A 21,554-nucleotide genomic window follows, 5' to 3' on the forward strand; every position below is an offset into this window, starting at 1 on the left:
CACAGGTGCTCCGGATCTCGTCGTCGGTGCGGTCGTCGTGGGTGGTCGGGGTGGTCAGCGGGTCCGGTCGTCGGCGCGGGCCAGCGCCATCTGCACGAGGTCGTCGACGTCGGCGGCGTCGATGTCGTCCGCGTGGTCGCCGCCGTTGCCGCCGGCCGACCCGTCCGGCTGGTTCTCCAGGCTCAGCACCAGCTCCAGCAGACCGGCCTCGCGGAACCGGGCCAGCGGGATGGCCGCGATCCGGTCCCGCAGCTCGGCCTCCGCGTTCCGCTCGGCGGGCGCACCGCCCCGGGCTTCCGCCTCCACCCGCAGTTGGGCGGCGAGCCCGGCCGGTGTCGGGTAGTCGAAGAGCGTGGTGGCGGGCAGGCGCAGCCCGGTCGCCGCAGCCAGCCGGTTGCGCAGCTCGACGGCGGTGAGCGAGTCGAACCCCAGGTCCAGGAAGCCCCGTTCGACGTCGATGGTCGACGGGTCGGCGTGCCCGAGCACGCCGGCGACCTCGGCGCGGACCAGGTCCAGCACCAGCCGGTCCCGAGCCGGTCCGGCCAGCCCGGCCAGCCGCTTGTCGAGCGGTACCGAGGCGGCAGCCGCCCGCCGGGCCGGCACCCGGACCAGACCGCGCAGCACCGCCGGGACGAGCCCGCCGGCCGCGCCGGCGGCCAGGTCGAACCGGGCCGCCACCAGGGCCGGCGGCCCACCGGCCAGGGCCGAGTCGAGCACCGCCAACCCCTGCTCCGCGGCGAGCGGCAGCAGCCCGCCGCGCGCCGCCCGACCGGCCTCGGCGTCCCCGCCCATCCCGCCGTCCGCCGCCCACAGCCCCCAGGCCAGGGAGACGGCGGGCAGCCCGCGCGCCCGGCGGTGCGCGGCGAGCGCGTCCAGGTAGGCGTTGGCCGCCGCGTAGTTCGCCTGGCCCGGGCTGCCGAGTACACCGGCGACCGAGGAGTAGAGCACGAACGCGGCGGACGGCCGGTCGGCGGTCAGCTCGTGCAGGTGGTGGGCGGCGTCCAGCTTCGGCGCCAGCACCGCGTCCAGACGGTCCGGGGTGAGCGACTCGACCACGCCGTCGTCGAGGACACCGGCGGTGTGGAACACGGCGGTCAGCGGATGCCGGCGGGGCACCGAGCGCAGCAGCGCGGCGGCCTGCTCCCGGTCGGCGATGTCGCAGGCCACGAGCTTGACCCGGGCGCCGAGGTCGCGCAGTTCGGCGCGCAGGGCCGCCGCGCCGGGGGCGTCCGGGCCCCGGCGGCTGGTCAGCAGCAGCCGGGTGATCCCGTGGGTGGTGACCAGGTGACGGGCGAGCATCGCCCCGAGGGCGCCGGTGCCGCCGGTGATCAGGACGGTGCCGCCCGGATCGAGGGCCGGGCCGGCGGTGGCCGCCGGTTCGGTGGGCGCCGCCGCCAGCCGGGGCGCCAGCAGCGCGCCGGCGCGCAGGGCTAGCTGCGGTTCCGCGCCGGAGGCCGCGCGGGCCAGCGACTCCGGCGCCACGTCGACCGGCCCGTCGGGGTCGAGGTCCAGCAGGACGAAACGGTCGGGGTGCTCGTTCTGCGCCGACCGGATCAGGCCCCAGACGGCCGCGCCGGGCAGGTCGGTGACGTCCGCGTCGGGTACGGCCGGGACCGCGCCCCGGGTCGCGAACACCAACCGGGTCCCGGCCAGCCGCTCGTCCGCAAGCCACTCCCGCACCAGGCGCAGCGCCCAGCGGACCGGCTCGTGGTCACCCGGATCGCGCCCGGCCGGCACCGTGGCCAGCACCGCCTCCGGGACCGGGACCGCGCCGGCGATCGCGGCTACGTCCGGGCTGCCGTCCGGTGTCGTGCCGAGGTGGACGACGGCCGGCGCGGCGGTCGACGGGCCGGCCGGCGACCAGTCCAGGCGGTAGCGCAGGTGCTGCCCACCCGGTCGGACGGCGGCCAGTTGCGCGGCCGAGACCGGCCGGGTCACGAGCGACCCGACCGACGCGACGGGCGCGCCGGTCTCGTCCGCGACGGCAAGCGAGATCGCGTCCGGGCCGTCCGGGGTGAGCCGCACCCGGACCGTGCCGGCGCCGGCGGCGTGCAACGTCACCGCGCGCCAGGCGAAGGGCAGCCGCAGCATCCCGTCGCCGTTGCGGTCGTCCGCGGCGGCCGGGTGCAGGGCGGCGTCCAGCAGGGCCGGGTGCAGGCCGAAGCCCGCGGTGGCCGCCTCGGCCGGCAGCTCCACCTCGGCGAGGAGCACGTCCCCGGCGCGCCACACCGCCCGCAGGCCCTGGAACGCCGGACCGTAGTGCAGCCCGGACCGGGCGAGCCGGTCGTAGATCCCGGCCACGTCGACGGCCACGGCCCCGGATGGGGGCCATTCACCGGCCGCGAACGACATCGGTTCGACCTCCGGTCCGGCCTCGGCGAGCGTGCCGGTCACGTGCTGGGTCCAGGCCGCGCCGGGCGGTGCCTTCTCGTCCCGGGAGTGCACGGCAAGCGAACGGGCGCCGTCGTCGGCGGGGCCGTCGACTGTCACCCGCACCTGCACGCCGCCGCGTTCGGTCAGCACCAGCGGCGCGTGCAGGGTCAGCTCGGCGACCTCGGCCGCGCCGACCTGACCGGCGACGTGCAGGGCGAGGTCCGCGAACGCCGCGCCGGGCAGCAGCACCAGGTCCTGCACGGCGTGGTCGGCCAGCCACGGCTGGGCCGGCAGCGAGATCCGCCCGGTGAAGACGCGACCGCCGTCCGGGAGGTCCACCTCGGCCTGCACCAGCGGGTGGCCGGTGGCGGCCTGGCCGAGACCGTCCGGGCTGTTCCGCGCCGCCGGCGGGTGCAGCCAGTAGGGCTGGCGCTGGAACGGGTACGTCGGCAGCTCGGTGTGCCGGCCGACCGCCGGTACGACGGGCGTGGCCAGGTCGCGTCCGTGGACGTGCAACTGGGCGCGGGCCCGTGCGGGCTCGACCGTGGGCACGACTTCCGACTCGTGGTCGTCGGGCAGGCAGGCGTGGGTGAGGGTGCTGAGGGTGTTGTCCGGTCCGAGTTCGACGTAGGTGGTGACGCCTGCGGCGTCGAGGGTGGAGATCATGTCTCGGTAGCGGACGGCGTCGCGGATGTGTCGGGTCCAGTAGGCGGCGTCGAACGCTGGTGCGAGGTCGCCGGTGCGGTTGGAGACGACCGGGATCGCCGCCGGGTGGTAGGTGACGGTCTGCGCGATGGTCTGGAACTCGTCGAGGATCGGGTCCATGTGGGGGGAGTGGAAGGCGTGTGAGGTGGTGAGCTTCTTGGTGCGTCGTCCCTGTGCGGCCCAGTGGGCGGCGATGTCGGTGACCGCTTGGGTGTCGCCGGAGATGACGGTGCTGGTGGGTGAGTTGAGTCCGGCGATGGAGACCTTCTGCGGGTCGAGCATCGGGGTCAGCTCGTCTTCGGTGGCCTCGATGGCGATCATCGCGCCGCCGGCGGTGGCGGCTTGCATGAGTCGTCCTCGGGCGGTGACGAGGAGCGCGGCGTCGGGCAGGGTGAGGACTCCGGCGAGGTGCGCGGCGGACAGTTCACCGATGGAGTGTCCGGTGAGGTAGTCCGGCGTGATCCCCCAGCTCGTGACCAGGGCGTGCAGGGCGACGTGCGTGGCGAAGAGGGCGGGTTGGGTGTAGCGGGTTTCGTGGACCGCGTCGACCATCGCCTCACGCAATGGCCGGTCGAGGTGTTTGTCGAGTTCGGCGCACACCCGGTCGAAGGCGTCGACGAAGACGGGGTCACGCAGGTCCGCCATTGCCGGGTGCTGGCTGCCCTGCCCGGTGCACAGGAACGCGACCTTGCCGGCCGGGCGGGCGATGCCGCGTACCAGTGCGGGGTGGGGGTTGTCGGCGGCGAGGGCGTCGAGGGCCGCGCGGTGGTCGTCGAGGATGACCGCGCGGTGGGGGTGCTGGGCGCGGCGGGCCAGGGTGTGGGCGACGTCCGCGTCCGCCTTGCCCTCGACGTGGTCGCGCAGCCGTGCCGCGGACTCGCGCAGCGCGTCCGCCGAACGGCCGGAGAGCAGCCACGGCACCGGCGTACCGGCGGGTTCCGTCGCCGGCCCGGCGGCGGTCGGCGGTTCTTCGATGATGATGTGGGCGTTGGTGCCGCTGATGCCGAACGACGACACGCCGGCGCGGCGGGGGTGGCCGTTGCGCTCCCAGGGCTGGGGGTCGGTGAGGAGCGCGACGTTCCCGGCGTTCCAGTCGATGTGGGGGGACGGCTCGTCGACGTGCAACGTCCGGGGCAGCTCGTCGTGGCGCATCGCGAGGATCATCTTGATGATGCCGGCGGTGCCGGCGGCGGCCTGGGTGTGGCCGATGTTGGACTTGATGGAGCCGAGCCACAGGGGCCGGTCGTCGGGTCGGTCCTGGCCGTAGGTGGCGAGCAGCGCTTGGGCTTCGATGGGGTCGCCGAGGGTGGTGCCGGTGCCGTGGGCTTCGACGGCGTCGACGTCGGCGGGGGTGAGGCGGGCGTTGGCCAGGGCCTGGCGGATGACCCGCTGCTGCGACGGCCCGTTCGGCGCGGTGAGGCCGTTGCTGGCCCCGTCCTGGTTGACCGCCGAGCCGCGGATGACCGCGAGGATCGGGTGCCCGTTGCGGCGGGCGTCGGAGAGGCGCTCCAGGACCAGCATGCCGGCGCCCTCGCCCCAGCCCACCCCGTCGGCCGCCGCGGCGAAGGACTTGCACCGGCCGTCCGGCGCGAGGCCGCGCTGCCGGCTGAACTCGATGAACGTGCCGGGCGTCGACATCACCGTCACGCCGCCGGCCAACGCCAGGTCGCACTCGCCGCCGCGCAGCGCCTGACCGGCCAGGTGCATGGCGACGAGCGACGACGAGCAGGCGGTGTCGACGGTGACCGCCGGACCCTCCAGACCGAACGTGTACGCCACCCGGCCGGACGCCACGCTGTAGGCGCTGCCGGTGCCCAGGTAGCCCTCCAACTCGTCCGGAGCCTGGCCGTAGAGACGGGCGCCGTAGTCGCCGTACATCACGCCGGCGAAGACACCGGTCGAGGAGCCGCGTAGCGCCGACGGATCGATCCCGGCCGCCTCGAACGCCTCCCACGACGTCTCCAGCAGCAGCCGCTGCTGCGGGTCGATGGCGAGCGCCTCCCGCGGGCTGATCCCGAAGAAGTCGGCGTCGAACCGGTCCGCGTCGTAGAGGAAACCGCCCTCCCGGACGTAGGACCTGCCGGTCGCGTCCGGATCCGGATCGAAGAGCGTGTCCAGATCCCAGCCCCGGCCGGTCGGGAACGCCGCGACCCCGTCGGCGCCGGCCGCGAGCCGCTCCCACAGCTCCGCCGGGGTGGCCACGCCGCCGGGATAGCGGCAGGCCATGCCGACGATCGCGATCGGGTCGCCGTCGACCGCCGTCGCGGCCCGCACGGTCGCCGTCTCCCGCCCGCCGCCCAACTCCGTCATCAGGTGTCCGACGAGGGCATCCGTGGTCGGGTAGTCGAAGACCATCGTCGCGGGCAGCCGCAGCCCGGTGGCCGAGCCGACCTGGTTGCGCAGCTCGATCGCGGTAAGCGAGTCGAAGCCCAGGTCCTGGAAGGCGCGGGCGGGGTCGACCGAGGCGGCCGACCCGTGTCCGAGCACGGCGGCGACCCGGCCGCGGACCAGGTCGAGCAGCGCCGTCCGCCGCTCGGCCTCGGACAGCCCGGCGAGCCGCAACCCGGCGCCGGCGATCGCACGCCGCGCCCGGACCCGGACCAGGCCGCGCACCGCCGCCGGCAGCGGCTCCGCCTCCGCCAGCCTGTCGAGATCGAACTTCACGGGTACGACGAGTGGCCCGGCCGCCGCGCGCAGGGCCGCGTCGAAGAGCGCCAACCCTTCCGCGGCGTCGAGCGGGAGTACGCCCCGACCCCGCCCACCGTCGGCCGCCATCCCGCCGTTCGCGGCCCACGGGCCCCAGGCGAGCGACGTGCCGGGCAGCCCGTGGGCGTGGCGGTGTGCGGCGAGGGCGTCGAGGTAGGTGTTGGCGGCGGCGTAGTTGGCCTGTCCGGGGTTGCCGAGGGTGCCGGCGACGGAGGAGTAGGTGACGAAGGCGGTGAGGTCGTGCGTGCGGGTGAGGTCGTGCAGGTGCCAGGCGCTGTCGGCCTTGGCGGTGAGCACGGTGTCGAGCCGGTCGGTGGTGAGGTCGGTGAGCAGTCCGTCGTCGAGGACGCCCGCGGTGTGCACCACGGCGGTCAGTCGGTGGCCGTCGAGCAGCGCGGCGAGGGCGTCGGGGTCGCTGGTGTCGCAGGCGGCGATGGTGACCGCGGCGCCGTGCGCGGTCAACTCGTCGTGCAGGTCGGCGGCGCCCGGCGCGTCGGGTCCGCGGCGGCTGGTCAGCAGCAGTCGGCGGATGCCGTGGGTGGTGACGAGGTGCCGGGCGAGGAGAGTGCCGAGGGCGCCGGTGCCACCGGTGATCAGCACCGTGCCGTCCCGGTCCAGCCCGGTGCCGGCGGCCTCCGGGGCGTCGACCGGGGCGGGACGCGGAACGTCCACCGGGGCCAGGCGCGGGACGTAGCGCCGATCGCCGCGTACCGCCAGCTCGGGGTCGGTGCCGGCGACGAGCCGCCGGAGCACGTCGGCCGGGATTTCATCCCCGTCGGCGTCCAGCAGGTGGAACAGGTCGGCGTGCTCGTTCCGGGCGGTCCGGGCCAGGCCCCAGACGGCGGCCCCGGGCAGGTCGGTCACGTCCTCGTCGGGCTCGACCGCGACCGCGCCCCGGGTGACGAGCACCAGGCGGGTGCCGGCGAGCCGCTTCTCGGCCAGCCAGTCCTGCATCAGCCGCAGGACGTCCCGGACCGGACCGTGGTCGGCCGGGTGCCGTCCGGCCGGCACCGCGACCAGCGCCACCGCGGGACGACCGTCGTCCCCGGCCAGCGCGGCCAGATCGGGGTAGGCGACCAGACCGGACCCGGCCGGGCCCTCGCCCAGGACGGCGACCGGCTCGTCCGCTCCGGCGTCCGCCGTGCCGTTCAGTGGCGTCCAGCCCAGTCGGTAGAGCGTGCCACCGGTCCGGGGGGCGGTCGCGGCCAACTGCCCGGCGGTGACCGGTCGGGTGGCGAGCGAGGCCACCGTGGCGACCGGGGCACCGGCCTCGTCCGTCACCAGCATCGAGATCCCACCGGTGACCTGCCGCAGCCGGACCCGCAGGCTCGTCGCGCCGGTGGCGAAGACCCGTACGTCCGACCACTCGAACGGCAGGTGGGCCTCGTCCAGGTTCGTCGCCGTGGCGGCGGTCGCGTGCAGCGCGGCGTCGAGCAGCGCCGGGTGCAGGGTGAACCGGTCGGCGTCCGGGTGCTGCTCGTCGGGGAGCGTGACCTCGGCGTACACGTCGTCGCCGGCCTGCCAGGCGGTGCGCAACCCCTGGAAGGCGGGTCCGTAGCCGTAGCCGGCAGCGGCCAGCCGGCCGTAGAGCGGCTCGGTGTCCACCGGGACGGCGCCCGCGGGTGGCCATGCGGTCAGGTCGTCCGGGTCGTCGCCGGTGACCCGGCCGGCAAGCGTGCCGCTCGCGTGCGCGGTCCAGGCGCTGCCGGGGCCCTCCGGGCGGGAGTGCACCGAGAACGGCCGCCGTCCCCGCTCGTCCGGGCCACCGACGGTCGCCTGGAGCCGCACCGTTCCCCGTTGCGGGAGGACGAGCGGCGCCTGGAGCGTCAACTCCTCCACCCCCGGGCAGCCCGCCCGGTCCGCGGCGTGCACGGCCAGTTCCACGAGCGCGGTCCCGGGCAGCACGACCGTGCCGAGCACGGCGTGGTCGGCCAGCCAGCGGTGCGTGCGCAGCGAGAGCCGTCCGGTGAACAGCCATCCGTGGTCGTCGGCCAGCGGCAGCGCGGCCTCGACAAGCGGGTGGCCGGTGCCGGTCAGACCGAGCGCCGCGGAGCCGGGCTGGGACCGGACCCAGAAATGCTCACCCTGGAAGGGGTACGTGGGCAGGTCGGTGTGTCGCCCGGCGGGTGTGGTGGTGGTCCAGGTGGTGTCGTGGCCGGCGGCGTGGAGCACCGCCTGGGCGTGCTGTCCGAGGTGGGCGGTGGTGATGGTGGCGGTGGTGTCGTGGGGGAGGCAGGCGTGGGTGAGGGTGCTGAGGGTGTTGTCGGGTCCGAGTTCGACGTAGGTGGTGACGCCTGCGGCGTCGAGGGTGGTGATCATGTCTCGGTAGCGGACGGCGTCGCGGATGTGTCGGGTCCAGTAGGCGGCGTCGAACGCTGGGGCGATGTCTCCGGTGCGGTTGGAGATGACCGGGATGGTGGCCGGGTGGTAGGTGACGGTCTGGGCGATGGTCTGGAACTCGTCGAGGATCGGGTCCATGTGGGGGGAGTGGAAGGCGTGTGAGGTGGTGAGTTTCTTGGTGCGTCGTCCTCGCTCGGCCCAGTGGGCGGCGATTTCGGTGACCGCTTGGGTGTCGCCGGAGATGACGGTGCTGGTGGGGGAGTTCAGTCCGGCGATGGAGACCGTGGCGGGGTCGAGCATCGGTGCCAGCTCGTCTTCGGTGGCCTCGATGGCGATCATGGTGCCGCCTTCGGTGGCGGCTTGCATGAGTCGTCCTCGGGCGGTCACGAGGAGCGCGGCGTCGGGCAGGCTGAGCACGCCGGCGAGGTGGGCGGCGGACAGTTCACCGATGGAGTGGCCGGTGAGGTAGTCGGGGGTGATGCCCCAGCTCGTGACGAGGGCGTGCAGGGCGACGTGTGTGGCGAACAGGGCGGGTTGGGTGTAGCGGGTTTCGTGGACCGCGTCGACCATCGCCTCACGTAGCGGTCGGTCGAGGTGTTTGTCCAGTTCGGCGCAGACGGCGTTGAAGGCGTCGGCGAAGACGGGTTCGTCGCGGTGGGCCATTTCCGGGTGTTGGCTGCCCTGCCCGGTGCACAGGAAGGCGATCTTCCCGGTCGGGCGGGTGGTGCCGCGCACGAGGGACGGATGCGGGGCGTCGGCGGCGAGGGCGGCCAGTGCGTCGTGGTGGTCGTCGAGGATGACCGCGCGGTGGCCGTGGTGGGCGCGGCGGGCGAGGGTGTGGGCGACGTCTTCCTGGGCCTTGCCGTCGACGTGGTCGCGTAGCCGTGCGGCGGACTCGCGCAGCGCCTCGGGGGTGCGGCCGGAGAGCAGCCACGGCACCGGCGTACCGGCGTGCGGCTCCGGCTCCTCCACGTCCGGTGCTTCCTCGATGATGAGGTGGGCGTTGGTGCCGCTGATGCCGAACGACGACACGCCGGCCCGGCGGGCATGCCCGTTACGCTCCCAGGGTCGGGCCTCGGTGAGCAGCGCGACGTTCCCGGCGTCCCAGTCGACGTGCGGGGACGGCTCGTCCACGTGCAACGTCCGGGGCAACTCGTCGTACCGCATCGCCAGGACCATCTTGATGACGCTGGCGACGCCGGCGGCGGCCTGCGTGTGGCCGATGTTCGACTTGATCGACCCCAGCCAGAGGGGCCGGTCGTCGGGTCGGTCCTGCCCGTACGTGGCGAGCAGCGCTTGGGCTTCGATCGGGTCGCCGAGGGTGGTGCCGGTGCCGTGCGCCTCGACGGCGTCGACATCGGCGGGCGTCAGGCGGGCGTTGGCGAGGGCCTGGCGGATGACCCGCTGCTGCGACGGCCCGTTCGGCGCGGTCAGACCGTTGCTCGCCCCGTCCTGGTTCACCGCCGACCCGCGGATGACCGCCAGGACCGGGTGTCCGTTGCGCTGGGCGTCGGAGAGCCGTTCCAGGATGAGCATGCCGGCACCCTCGCCCCAGCCCACCCCGTCCGCCGCGGCGGCGAAGGACTTGCACCGGCCGTCCCGGGCCAGGCCGCGCTGCCGGCTGAACTCGGTGAACACCGTCGGGTTCGCCATCACCGTGGCGCCCCCGGCCAACGCCAGATCACACTCGCCGCCGCGCAACGCCTGCGCCGCCAGGTGGATCGCGACGAGCGACGACGAACACGCCGTGTCGACGGTGACCGCCGGGCCCTCCAGACCGAACGTGTAGGCGATCCGGCCGGACGCCACACTGGTCGTGGTGCCGGTGATGCTGTAGCCCTCGATCTCCAGCGGCGCCTCGGTCCCGTACTGCTGGGCGACGACACCGGCGAAGACGCCGGTGCTGGTGCCGCGCAGCGTCGCCGGGGTGATCCCGGCCGCCTCGAACGCCTCCCAGGTGGTCTCCAGGAGCAGCCGCTGCTGCGGATCGGTGGCCGTGGCCTCACGGGGGCTGATGCCGAAGAAGTCGGCGTCGAAGCGGGCCGCGTCGTGCACGAAGCCGCCCTCCCGGGCGTAGCACTTCCCCGGCGCGTCGGGGTCCGGGTCGAAAAGCTCGTCGATGTCCCAGCCGCGCCCGTCGGGGAACTCGCCGATCGTGTCGGCGCCCTCGGCCAGCAGCCGCCACATCCGTTCCGGGTTGTCCGCCTCGCCGGGGAACCGGCAGGCCATCGCCACGATCGCGATGGGCTCGCCAGGTGCGACGGCCGACGGCGCCGGCGTGGCGGTCGCGGTGGCGGCCGGCGCGATGTGGGTGAGCAGGTACGCGGCGAGCGCCTGCGGCGTCGGATAGTCGAAGATCATCGTCGCCGGCAACCGCAGCTCGGTGTCGGCGGTGAGTCGGTTGCGCAGCTCGACCGCGGTCAGCGAGTCGAAACCCAGGTCCTGGAAGGTCCGGTCCGGGTCGACGGCGTCCGCGGACGGATACCCGGCGACCGCGGCGACGTGCTCGCGGACGAGACCGAGCAGCGCGCCGAGCCGGTCCGGTCCGGCCAGCCGGAGCGCGAGCGCCGACCCGCCCCGACCGGTCCCCGACGCGACCGCTCGCCGTGGCGCCGGCCGCACCAGCCCGCGCAGCAGCGGCGGCACGTCCGGGCTCCCGGCGAGGCGTCGCAGCGCGGCCGGGTCGAGACGGGCCGGAACGAGCGTCGGAGCCGGATCGGCGAGCGCGGCGTCGAACAGCGCGAGCGCCTCCTCCGGCGCCATCGGCAGCAGGCCGCTGCGGCGCATCCGCTGCGCGTCGGCCTCGGCCAGCCCGCCGCCCATGCCGTCGCCCCCGGCCCACAGTCCCCAGGCGAGTGAGGTGGCGGGTAGTCCGTGGGTGTGGCGGTGTGCGGCGAGGGCGTCGAGGTAGGTGTTGGCGGCGGCGTAGTTGGCTTGTCCGGGGTTGCCGAGGGTGCCGGCGATGGAGGAGTAGGTGATGAAGGCGGTGAGGTTGCGGTTTCGGGTGAGGTGGTGCAGGTGCCAGGCGCTGTCGGCTTTGGGGGTGAGGACGGTGTCGAGCCGGTCGGTGGTGAGGTCGGTGAGGAGTCCGTCGTCGAGGACGCCGGCGGTGTGGATGATCGCGGTGGGTTGGTGGGTGTCGAGCAGCGCGGTCAGGGCGTCGACGTCGCTGGTGTCGCAGGCGGTGATGGTGACGTGGGCGCCGTGTGCGGTCAACTCGTCGTGCAGGTCGGTGGCGCCGGGTGCGTCGGGTCCGCGGCGGCTGGTGAGGATGAGTCGGCGGATGCCGTAACTGGTGACGAGGTGGCGGGCCAGCAGTGTGCCGAGGGCGCCGGTGCCGCCGGTGATGAGGATGGTGTCGTCGTTGGTGAGGGGGGTGGGGATGGTGAGGATGACTTTGCCGGTGTGGCGGGCCTGGCTGAGGTGGCGGAAGGCGGTGGGGGCGTCGCGGATGTCGAACGCGGTGACCGGCAGCGGCTTCAGCACCCCCGACGCGAACAGCAGACCGAGTTCGTCGAGCATCTCCCGGATCGCGTCCGGCCCGGCGTCGACCATGTCGAACGCCTGGTATTCCACGCCCGGGTGGGTGTCCGCGACCACCTGCGGGTCACGGACGTCGGTCTTGCCCATCTCCAGGAAGTGACCGCCGCGCGGCAGCAGCCGCAGCGAGGCGTCCACGAACTCCCGGGCGAGCGAGTCGAGCACCACGTCCATGCCCGCGCCGCCGGTGGCGGACCGGAACTGCTCCTCGAAGTCCAGCGTGCGGCTGTTGCCGATGCGCTCGTCCGGGAGGCCGAGCGCCCGTAGCACCCGCTGCTTCGCCGGGCTGGCGGTCGCGTAGATGTCGGCGCCGAGGTGCCGGGCGAGTTGCACGGCGGCGGTGCCGACGCCGCCGGTCGCCGCGTGGATCAGGATCCGATCCCCGCGACCCAGCCGCATCAGACGGGTGAGCCCGTAGTACGCGGTGAGGTAGACGACAGGCGCGGCGGCGGCCTCCGCGAACGTCCAGCCCTCCGGTACCGGCGTCAGGAGCCGCTGGTCGGTGACGGCCACCGGTCCCATGGCGCCGGTGAACAGGCCCATGACGTGTTGGCCGGGGGTGAGGGTGGTGACGTCGTCGGCGACGTGGGTGATGATGCCGGCGGCTTCGCCGCCGATGACGGCGTCGCCGGGGTACATGTCGAGGGCGATGAGGACGTCGCGGAAGTTGAGGCCGGCGGCGCGGACGGTGATGCGGACCTGGCCGGGTGCGAGGGGTTGGGTGAGTTCGGGTGCGGGGAGCAGGGCGAGGTTTTCCAGGGTGCCGGCCGAGGTGACGCCGAGCCGCCACGGGCCGTCCGGCGGGCTCAGTGGCGTGGGCTCGGCGGCCCGGGTCAGGCGCGGCGCGTAAGCCACCCCGTCGCGGACGGCCACCTGCGGCTCACCGGTGGCGATCGCCGCGCTCAACGCCGCCGCGTCCGCCGGGTCGGGACCGAGGTCCACCACCTGGACGAGACCCGGGTGCTCGGACTGCGCGGCACGGACCAGACCCCACACCCCGGCCGAGGGCAGGCCGTCGACCGGGTCGCCGGGACGCGCCGCGACCGCGCCCCGGGTGACGATCACCAGGCGGCCGTCCGCCGGCCGGTCCGCCGCCAGGCGGTCCTGCACCAGCGTCAGCGCACGCGCGGCGGCCAGGTGACCGGTCGGATCGTCACCGTCCACGGTGACCTCCACCACCTCCACGGCGTCACCGGCCGCCGGTTCGCCCACCGGCACCGGAATCCACTGCGTCCGGTACAGCCCGCGCCGGGTCGGATCCCCGGCCGCGGCGAGCTGTTCCGGCGAGACCGGGCGCACCGTCAGGGCCGCGACGGACGCGACCGGCAGGCCGGCGACGTCGATCAGGTCCAGCGACAACTCGTCGGCGGCGACCACCAGCCGGGCCCGCAGGACCGACGCGCCGGCGGCGTGCAGCGTCACGCCACGCAACGCGAACGGCAGCCGTACGTCGTCGTAGGTGAGCGCGGCGGCGTGCAGAGCCGCGTCGAACAGCGCCGGGTGCAGGCCGAACCCGGTCGGGTCGGCGTCACCGCCGAGCGCGATCTCCGCGTACACCGTGTCGCCGTCGCGCCAGGCGGCGCGCAGGCCCCGGAACTCCGGGCCGTACTCCACACCGACGGCGGACAGGCGCGGGTAGAGGCCGTCGACGTCCACCGGCTCGCCGGGCGGCGGCCAGGCGAAGCCCGTCGCCGACGCGGGCGGCGCGGCGCTCACCGTGCCGGAGGCGTGGCGGATCCACCCCTCGTTCTCGTCGACGCCGGCCGGCCGGGAGTGCACCGACACCGGCCGCTGGTCGCCCTGGGCCGTCCCGACCCGCACCTGGACCTGGACGGCGCCCCGGGCGGGCAGCGTCAGCGGCGCCTCGAGGATCAGCTCGTCGAGGTGCGGCGCGCCGACCTCGTCGGCCACGTGCAGCACCAGGTCGGCGAGCGCGGTGGCGGGCAGCAGCACGGTGCCGTGCACGGCGTGCTCGGCCAGCCACGGGTGGCTCTGTAGGCCGATCCGCCCGGTGTAGAGGAGGCCGCCGCCGTCGGCGAGTTCGGCGGCGGCGCCGAGCAGCGGGTGGTCGGCGGTGGCCAGGCCGAGGCTCGCGGCGGTGCCGGTGGCGGTCGGGCGCAGCCAGTAGGGCTGGCGTTGGAAGGGGTACGTGGGCAGGTCGGTGTGTCGGCCGGCGGGTGTGGTGGTGGTCCAGGTGGTGTCGTGGCCGGCGGCGTGGAGCACCGCCTGGGCGTGCTGTCCGAGGTGGGCGGCGGTGATGGTGTGGGCGTGGTCCTCGGGCAGGCAGGCGTGGGTGAGGGCGCTGAGGGTGTTGTCCGGTCCGAGTTCGACGTAGGTGGTGACACCGGCCGCGTCGAGGGTGGAGATCATGTCTCGGTAGCGGACGGCGTCGCGGATGTGTCGGGTCCAGTAGCTGGCGTCGAACGCTGGTGCCACGTCGCCGGTGCGGTTGGAGATGACCGGGATGGTCGCGGGGTGGTAGGTGACGCTGTCGGCGATGGTCTGGAACTCGTCGAGGATCGGGTCCATGTGGGGGGAGTGGAAGGCGTGTGAGGTGGTGAGTTTCTTGGTGCGTCGTCCTTGTGCGGCCCAGTGGGCGGCGATCTCGGTGACGGTGTCGGTGTCGCCGGAGATGACGGTGCTGGTGGGGGAGTTGAGTCCGGCGATGGAGACCGTGGCGGGGTCGAGCATCGGGGTCAGTTCGTCTTCGGTGGCCTCGATGGCGATCATGGCGCCGCCGGGCGTGGCGGCTTGCATGAGTCGTCCTCGGGCGGTGACCAGGAGCGCGGCGTCGGGCAGGGTGAGGACTCCGGCGAGGTGGGCGGCGGACAGTTCGCCGATGGAGTGTCCGGTGAGGTAGTCCGGGGTGATGCCCCAGCTCGTGACGAGGGCGTGCAGGGCGACGTGCGTGGCGAAGAGGGCGGGTTGGGTGTAGCGGGTTTCGTGGACCGCGTCGACCATGGCCTCACGCAGCGGCCGGTCGAGGTGTTTGTCGAGTTCGGCGCAGACCCGGTCGAAGGTTTCGACGAAGACGGGTTCGTTGCGGTGGGCCATTTCCGGGTGTTGGCTGCCCTGCCCGGTGCACAGGAACGCGATCTTCCCCGCCGCACGCGCGGTGCCGCGCACGAGGGACGGATGCGGCGCGTCGGCGGCCAGGGCGGCCAGTGCCTCGTGGTGGTCGGCGAGGATCACCGCGCGGTGGCTGTGCTGGGCGCGGCGGGCGAGAGTGTGGGCGACGTCGTCGTCCGCCTTGCCGTCGAGGTGGTCCCGCAACCGTGCCGCGGACTCGCGCAGCGCCTCGGGACTACGGCCGGAGAGCAGCCACGGCACGGCTGTCCCGACGGATGCCGGCTCCTCCACGTCCGGCGCTTCCTCGATGATGACGTGGGCGTTGGTGCCGCTGATGCCGAACGATGACACGCCGGCCCGGCGGGGGTGACCGTTGCGTTCCCATGGTTGGGGTTCGGTGAGTAGCGCGATGTTTCCGGCGTCCCAGTCGACGTGCGGGGACGGGTTGTCGACGTGCAGTGTCTGGGGGAGCAGGTCGTGGCGTAGTGCCTGGACCATTTTGATCACGCCGCCGACGCCGGCGGCGGCTTGGGCGTGGCCGATGTTGGACTTGATGGAGCCGAGCCACAGTGGCCGGTCGTCGGGCCGGTCCTGGCCGTAGGTGGCCAGGAGCGCCTGGGCTTCGATGGGGTCGCCGAGGGTGGTGCCGGTGCCGTGCGCCTCGACCGCGTCGACGTCGGCCGGCTTCAGACGCGCGTTGGCGAGGGCCTGGCGGATGACCCGCTGCTGCGACGGCCCGTTCGGCGCGGTCAGGCCGTTGCTGGCACCGTCCTGGTTCACCGCCGACCCGCGAACCACCGCCAGGACGGGGTGCCCGTTGCGGCGGGCGTCGGAGAGCCGTTCCAGGAGCACGATCCCGGCGCCCTCGGCGAATCCGGCGCCGTCGGCCGTCGCGGCGAAGGACTTGCAGCGGCCGTTGCGGGCCAGCCCCCGTTGCCGGCTGAACTCGGTGAACAGGCCGGGCGTCGCCATCACCGTCACACCACCGGCAAGCGCCAGGTCACACTCGCCGCCGCGCAACGCCTGCGCCGCCAGGTGCATGGCGACGAGCGACGACGAACACGCCGTGTCGACGGTGACCGCCGGACCCTCCAGACCGAACGTGTACGCCACCCGACCCGACGCCACGCTGCCCGCGCTGCCGTTGCCGACGTAGCCCTCCACCTCCTGCGGCACCTGGTTGATCAGCCGTCCGCCGTAGTCGCCGTACATCAGGCCGGCGAAGACGCCGGTCGCCGAACCGCGCAGCGTGGCCGGGTCGATCCCGGCCGCCTCGAACGCCTCCCACGACGCCTCCAGCAGCAGCCGCTGCTGCGGGTCGATGGCGAGCGCCTCGCGTGGCGTGATGCCGAAGAAGTCGGCGTCGAACCGGTCCGCGTCGTAGAGGAAGCCGCCGTGCCGGGCGTACGACTTGCCGGGCGCGTCCGGGTCCGCGTCGTAGAGGTCGTCGAGGTCCCAGCCCCGCCCGGTCGGGAAGTCACCGATCGCGTCGACGCCGTCGGCGACCAGCCGCCACAGCTCCTCCGGGGAACTGACGCCGCCCGGATAGCGGCAGCTCATCGCCACGATCGCGATCGGCTCCGCGGACGGGTGGCCGGCGCCGGCCACCACCCCGGCCGCCGGGCCGGTCCCGAGCAGCTCCGCGCCGAGGTACGCGGCGAGCGCGGCCGGCGTCGGATAGTCGAACACGAGCGTGGCGGGCAGCCGCAGCCCGGTGGCGAGGGTCAGCCGGTTGCGCAGCTCGACCGCGGTCAGCGAGTCGAAGCCGAGTTCGGCGAAGGCCAGGTCGGTGGCGACCGCGTCGGCCGCGCCGTAGGCGAGGACCCCGGCGACGTGCCCGCGTACCAGGTCCAGCAGCAGCCGGTCGCGCGCCTCGGGGGCGAGGCCGGCGAGTCGCCCGGCCAGCCCGTCGGCGTCGGGCGCGGCCTGGGCGGCCTGCCGGGCGGGCGTCCGGACCAGGCCGCGCAGCATCGCGGGCAGCCGCCCGGCGCCGGCCAGGGTCCGCAGCGCCGGCAGGTCCAGCCGGACCGGGGCGACCGCCGGACGGTCACCGGCGAGCGCGGCGTCGAACAGGGCCAGCGCGTCCGGCGCGTCGAGCGGCAGCACGCCGCCCCGGGCCAGCCGGGACCGGTCGCCGTCGGCCAGGTCCCCGGTCATGCCGCTGGCGTCGGCCCACAGCCCCCAGGCGAGGGAGACGGCGGGCAGGCCGCGCGCGTGCCGGTGGGCGGCGAGCGCGTCGAGGTAGGCGTTCCCGGCGGCGTAGTTCGCCTGCCCGGGGCTGCCCAGGGTGCCGGCCGCCGAGGAGTAGAGCACGAAGGCGGCGAGGCCGGCGTCGGCGGTCAGCTCGTGCAGGTGCCAGGCGCCGTCCATCTTCGGCCGCAGGACGGCGTCCAGCCGGTCCTCGGTGAGCGCGGTGACGATCCCGTCGTCGAGCAGCCCGGCGGCGTGCACGACGGCGGTCAGCGGATGCGCGTCCGGAACGGCGTCGAGCAGGGCGGCGACGGCGTCGCGGTCCGCCAGGTCGCAGGCGGCGATGGTGACCTCGGCGCCGCGCGCGGCGAGTTCGTCGCGGAGTTCGGCGCTGCCCGGGGCGTCGGCGCCGCGGCGGCTGGTGAGCAGCAGCCGGGTGACGCCGTGGCGGGCGACCAGGTGATGGGCGAGGAGCCGGCCGAGGGTGCCGGTCCCGCCGGTGATCAGCACGGTGCCGTCCGGGTCGAGGGCGGGCGGCGTCGCGTCGTACCCGGTCAGGGTGGTGGCGCGGGGTGCCAGCAGCCGGCCGTCGCGGACCGCGACCTGCGGTTCGTCGCCGGCGGCGATCCGGGCGAGGAGGTCCGGGCCGGGCTCGTCGTCGGCGTCGACCAGGACGATCCGGCCGGGGTGCTCGGCCTGGGCGCTGCGGGCCAGGCCCCAGACCGCCGCCGCCGCGAGATCAGGAACGTCCTCCCCGGTACGGGTGGCGACCGCGCCCCGGGTCAGCAGCACGATCCGCGCCTCGGTGTCGAGCCACCGGCGCAGCACCCGCAGGGCCTGCCGGACCGGTTCGTGGTCGGCCGGGTGGGCGCCCGCGGGCAGGCGCACCGCGACCACCTGGGCGTCGGCCGGCTCGTCGCCGTCGAGCACCGTCACCGCCGGCGCGTCCGCCACCTCACGCGGCTCGCTCGGCACCCAGTCCACCGCGTAGAGCGGCTGCCGTCCCGCCGGCCGCGCGGCGACCAGTTGCGCGGCCGACACCGGCCGGGTGACGAGCGAGTCGATCGTGGCGACCGGCGCGCCGTCGGGGTCGAAGAGGGCCACCGTCACGGTGTCGTCCCCGGCCGGGGTGATCCGGACCCGGGCGGTACGGGCGCCGGTGGCGTGCAGCCGCACGCCGGCGAACGAGAACGGCAGCCGGACCGCGTCCCGGTCGTGCCCGAGGGCGATCGGGTGCAGGGCGGCGTCCAGCAGCGCCGGGTGGATGCCGTACCCGTCGGTCTCGGTCTCCGCCGGCAGCGCCACCTCGGCCCAGACCGCGTCGCCGTCGCGCCACACGGCGCGGACGCCCTGGAACACCGGCCCGTAACCGAGCCCGGTCTCGGCCAGCGCCGGATAGAAGTCGGCCAGGTCCACCGGCTCGCCGGCCGGCGGCCACGCGGTCAGCCCGGCCGGCTCCGCGCCGTCGGTGCCGCCCGTGCCGGCCGTGCCGGTGACGTGGCGGATCCAGGTCGGGTCCGCGTCGTCGTCCGCCGGCCGGGAGTGGATCGACAGCGCCCGGCTGCCGTCCGGCCCCGGCGCGTCGACCCGCAGTTGGACGTGCACGGCCCCGGACGCCGGCAGCATCAGCGGCGCGTGCAGCACCAACTCGTCGATCCGGTCCGCGCCGGCCTGCCCGGCCGCGTGCAACGCCAGGTCGGCGAGGGCCGCGCCGGGCAGCAGCGGGTCGCCGAGCACCGCGTGATCGGCCAACCACGGGTGCGCGTGCAGGGACAACCGGCCGGTGAACAGGTGCCCGTCGGTGTCGGCGAGCGTCACCGTCGCGCCCAGCAGCGGATGCCCCGACGGCCGCAGGCCCAGGTCGGCGACGTTCCCGTCACCGGGCGGCACGTCCAGCCAGTACCGCTGCCGGACGAACCCGTAGGTGGGCAGATCCCCGGCGTCGACCGGGGCGGCGCCGTGGAAGACGGACCAGTTCACCTCGGTGCCCGCGGCGTGCGCCTGCCCGAGCGAGGTGTGGAACCGGCGCAGGCCGCCGTCGTCGCGGCGCAGCGAACCGGTCGCGGTCGCCCCCGGCGCGGCGGCGTCGAGCGTCTCCTGGGTGGCGACGGTCAGCACCGGGTGCGGGCTGGCCTCGATGAAGACCCGGAAACCGGCCGCGTGGAGGGCGCGTACGGTCTCCTCGTAGCGGACCGTCCGGCGCAGGTTGGTGTACCAGTAGCGGGCGTCCAGGCCGGTGGTGTCGAACTGCCCGGCGGTGACGGTGGAGTAGAACGGGACGGCGGACGCCACCGGACGGATCCCGGCGAGCAGGCCGAGCAGTTCCTCCTCGATCGCCTCCACGTGCGCGCCGTGCGAGGCGTAGTCGACCGGGATACGGCGGGCCCGGACGCCGTCCGCCTCGCACCGCGCGATCAGCGCCGCGAGCGGCTCGGCGTCGCCGGAGACGACAGTGGACGCGGGACCGTTGACGGCGGCGATGCCGAGCCGGTCGCCCGCGTCGGCCAGCAGCGCGGTGACCTCGGCCGCGGGGAGCGGGATCGAGGCCATGCCGCCCCGGCCGCCGATCGCGGCCAACGCCCGGCTGCGCAGCGCCACCACCAGGGCGGCGTCCTCCAGACTGAGCGCACCGGCGACGCACGCCGCGGCGATCTCACCCTGCGAGTGGCCCACGACCGCGTCCGGGCGTACGCCGGAGGAGCGCCACAGCTCGGCGAGCGACACCATCACCGCGAACAGGGCCGGCTGCACCACGTCGGCCCGTTCCAGCGGCGGCGCGTCGGGGTGCCCGGCGAGCACGTCCAGCACGTCCCAGCCGGTGTGCGGGCGCAGCGCCGCCGCGCACTCCCGGAGCCGGTCCCGGAACACCGGGGCGGTCTCCAGCAGCTCGGTGGCCATCCCGGCCCACTGCGAGCCCTGGCCGGGGAAGACCAGGACGGTCCGGGCCGGCCCGGCGGCGGTGCCGGTCACCACGGCGGCGGACGGCTCACCGGCGGCGAGCGCGTCGAGGGCCTGGCGGTACTCGTCCGGGCCGTCCGCCACGATCGCGGCCCGGTGGTGGAACCGGGCCCGGGTGCTCGCCAGCGCGGCGCCGATGACGGCCGGGTCGGCCTCGGGGTGGGTGTCCAGGTGCTCGCGGAGCCGGGCGGCCTGGATCCGCAGCGCCGGCTCGGTCTTCGCGGACAGGATCCACGGTCCGGGCGCCGGGCGGGCCGGCTCGGCGGCGGCCTCCTCGACCGGCGGCTCCTCCAGGATCAGGTGCGCGTTGGTGCCGCTGATGCCGAACGACGACACCGCGGCCCGGCGCGGGCGCCCGGTCACCGGCCACGGCTGGGCCTCGGTCAGCAGGTCGACCGCGCCCTCGGTCCAGTCCACGTGCGACGACGGCGCGTCGATGTGCAGGCTCTTCGGCAGGACGCCGTGCGCCATCGCCTGGACGATCTTGATGACGCTCGCCGCGCCGGCCGCCGCCTGGGTGTGCCCGATGTTCGACTTCACCGACCCGAGCAGCAGCGGCCGGTCCGCCGGCCGTTCCCGACCGTAGGTGGCCAGCAGCGCCTGCGCCTCGATCGGGTCACCGAGGGTGGTGCCGGTCCCGTGCGCCTCCACCACGTCGATCTGGTCGGAGGTCAGCCGCGCGTTCGCCAGCGCCTGCCGGATCACCCGCTGCTGGGAGGGCCCGTTCGGGGCGGTGAGCTGGCTGCTCGTACCGTCCTGGTTGAGCGCGCTGCCGGTGATCACGGCGAGCACCCGGTGCCCGTTGCGGCGGGCGTCGGAGAGCCGCTCCAGCAGCAGCACCCCCGCGCCCTCCGCCCAGGCCACCCCGTCGGCGGCCTCCGCGAACGACTTGCACCGCCCGTCCGGCGCCAGCCCGCGCTGCCGGCTGAAGTCGATGAACGTGCTCGGCGTCGCCATCACCGCGACGCCACCGGCCAGCGCCAGCCCGCACTCCTCGTTGCGCAGCGCCTGGCAGGCCACGTGCATCGCGACGAGCGAGGACGAACAGGCGGTGTCCACGGTGACCGCCGGGCCCTCGAACCCGAACGTGTAGGCGACCCGGCCGGAGGCGATGCTGCCCGCGTTGCCGGTGCCGATGAACCCCTCGAAGCCGGCCGGTGTGCGCTCCTGCAACCGGGAGCCGTAGTCGTTGTACATCACGCCGGCGAACACACCGGTGTCCGAGCCGCGCAGGGTGTCCGGGGTGATCCCGGCCCGCTCCATCGCCTCCCACGACGTCTCCAGCAGCAGCCGGTGCTGCGGGTCGACGGAGAGCGCCTCCCGGGGGCTGATGCCGAAGAAGCCGGGGTCGAACAGGTCCGCGTCGTGCAGGAACCCGCCCTCCCGGGCGTAGCTGGTGCCGGTGTGCTCCGGGTCCGGGTGGTAGAGCGCGGTGGTGTCCCAGCCCCGGTTCTCCGGGAACGGCGTGATCGCGTCCACCTCACCGGCGACCAGGTCCCACAACTGTTCCGGAGTGCTCACTCCGCCCGGGTACCGGCAGGCCATGCCGATGATCGCGATCGGCTCGCGGCTCGCGGACTCCGCCTCGACCAGACGCTGCCGCGTCTGGTGCAGCTCGGCGGTGACCCGCTTCAGATAATCGCGGAGCCTGTCCTCATTCACCATGAACCTTC

1 protein-coding gene is annotated in these 21,554 nt (G+C 74.9%); it reads right to left on the bottom strand.

Annotated elements, in window-relative coordinates; translation table 11 throughout:
- Window positions 1-54: 54 nt before the first annotated feature.
- On the bottom strand, window positions 55-21,543 hold the full coding sequence (locus tag O7619_RS16400; protein WP_282281779.1) for a type I polyketide synthase: 21,489 nt from the start codon (window positions 21,541-21,543) through the stop codon (window positions 55-57).
- Window positions 21,544-21,554 lie beyond the last annotated feature (11 nt).

The organism is Micromonospora sp. WMMD998, from assembly GCF_029581235.1.
In the GTDB taxonomy this organism is placed as follows: domain Bacteria; phylum Actinomycetota; class Actinomycetes; order Mycobacteriales; family Micromonosporaceae; genus Micromonospora.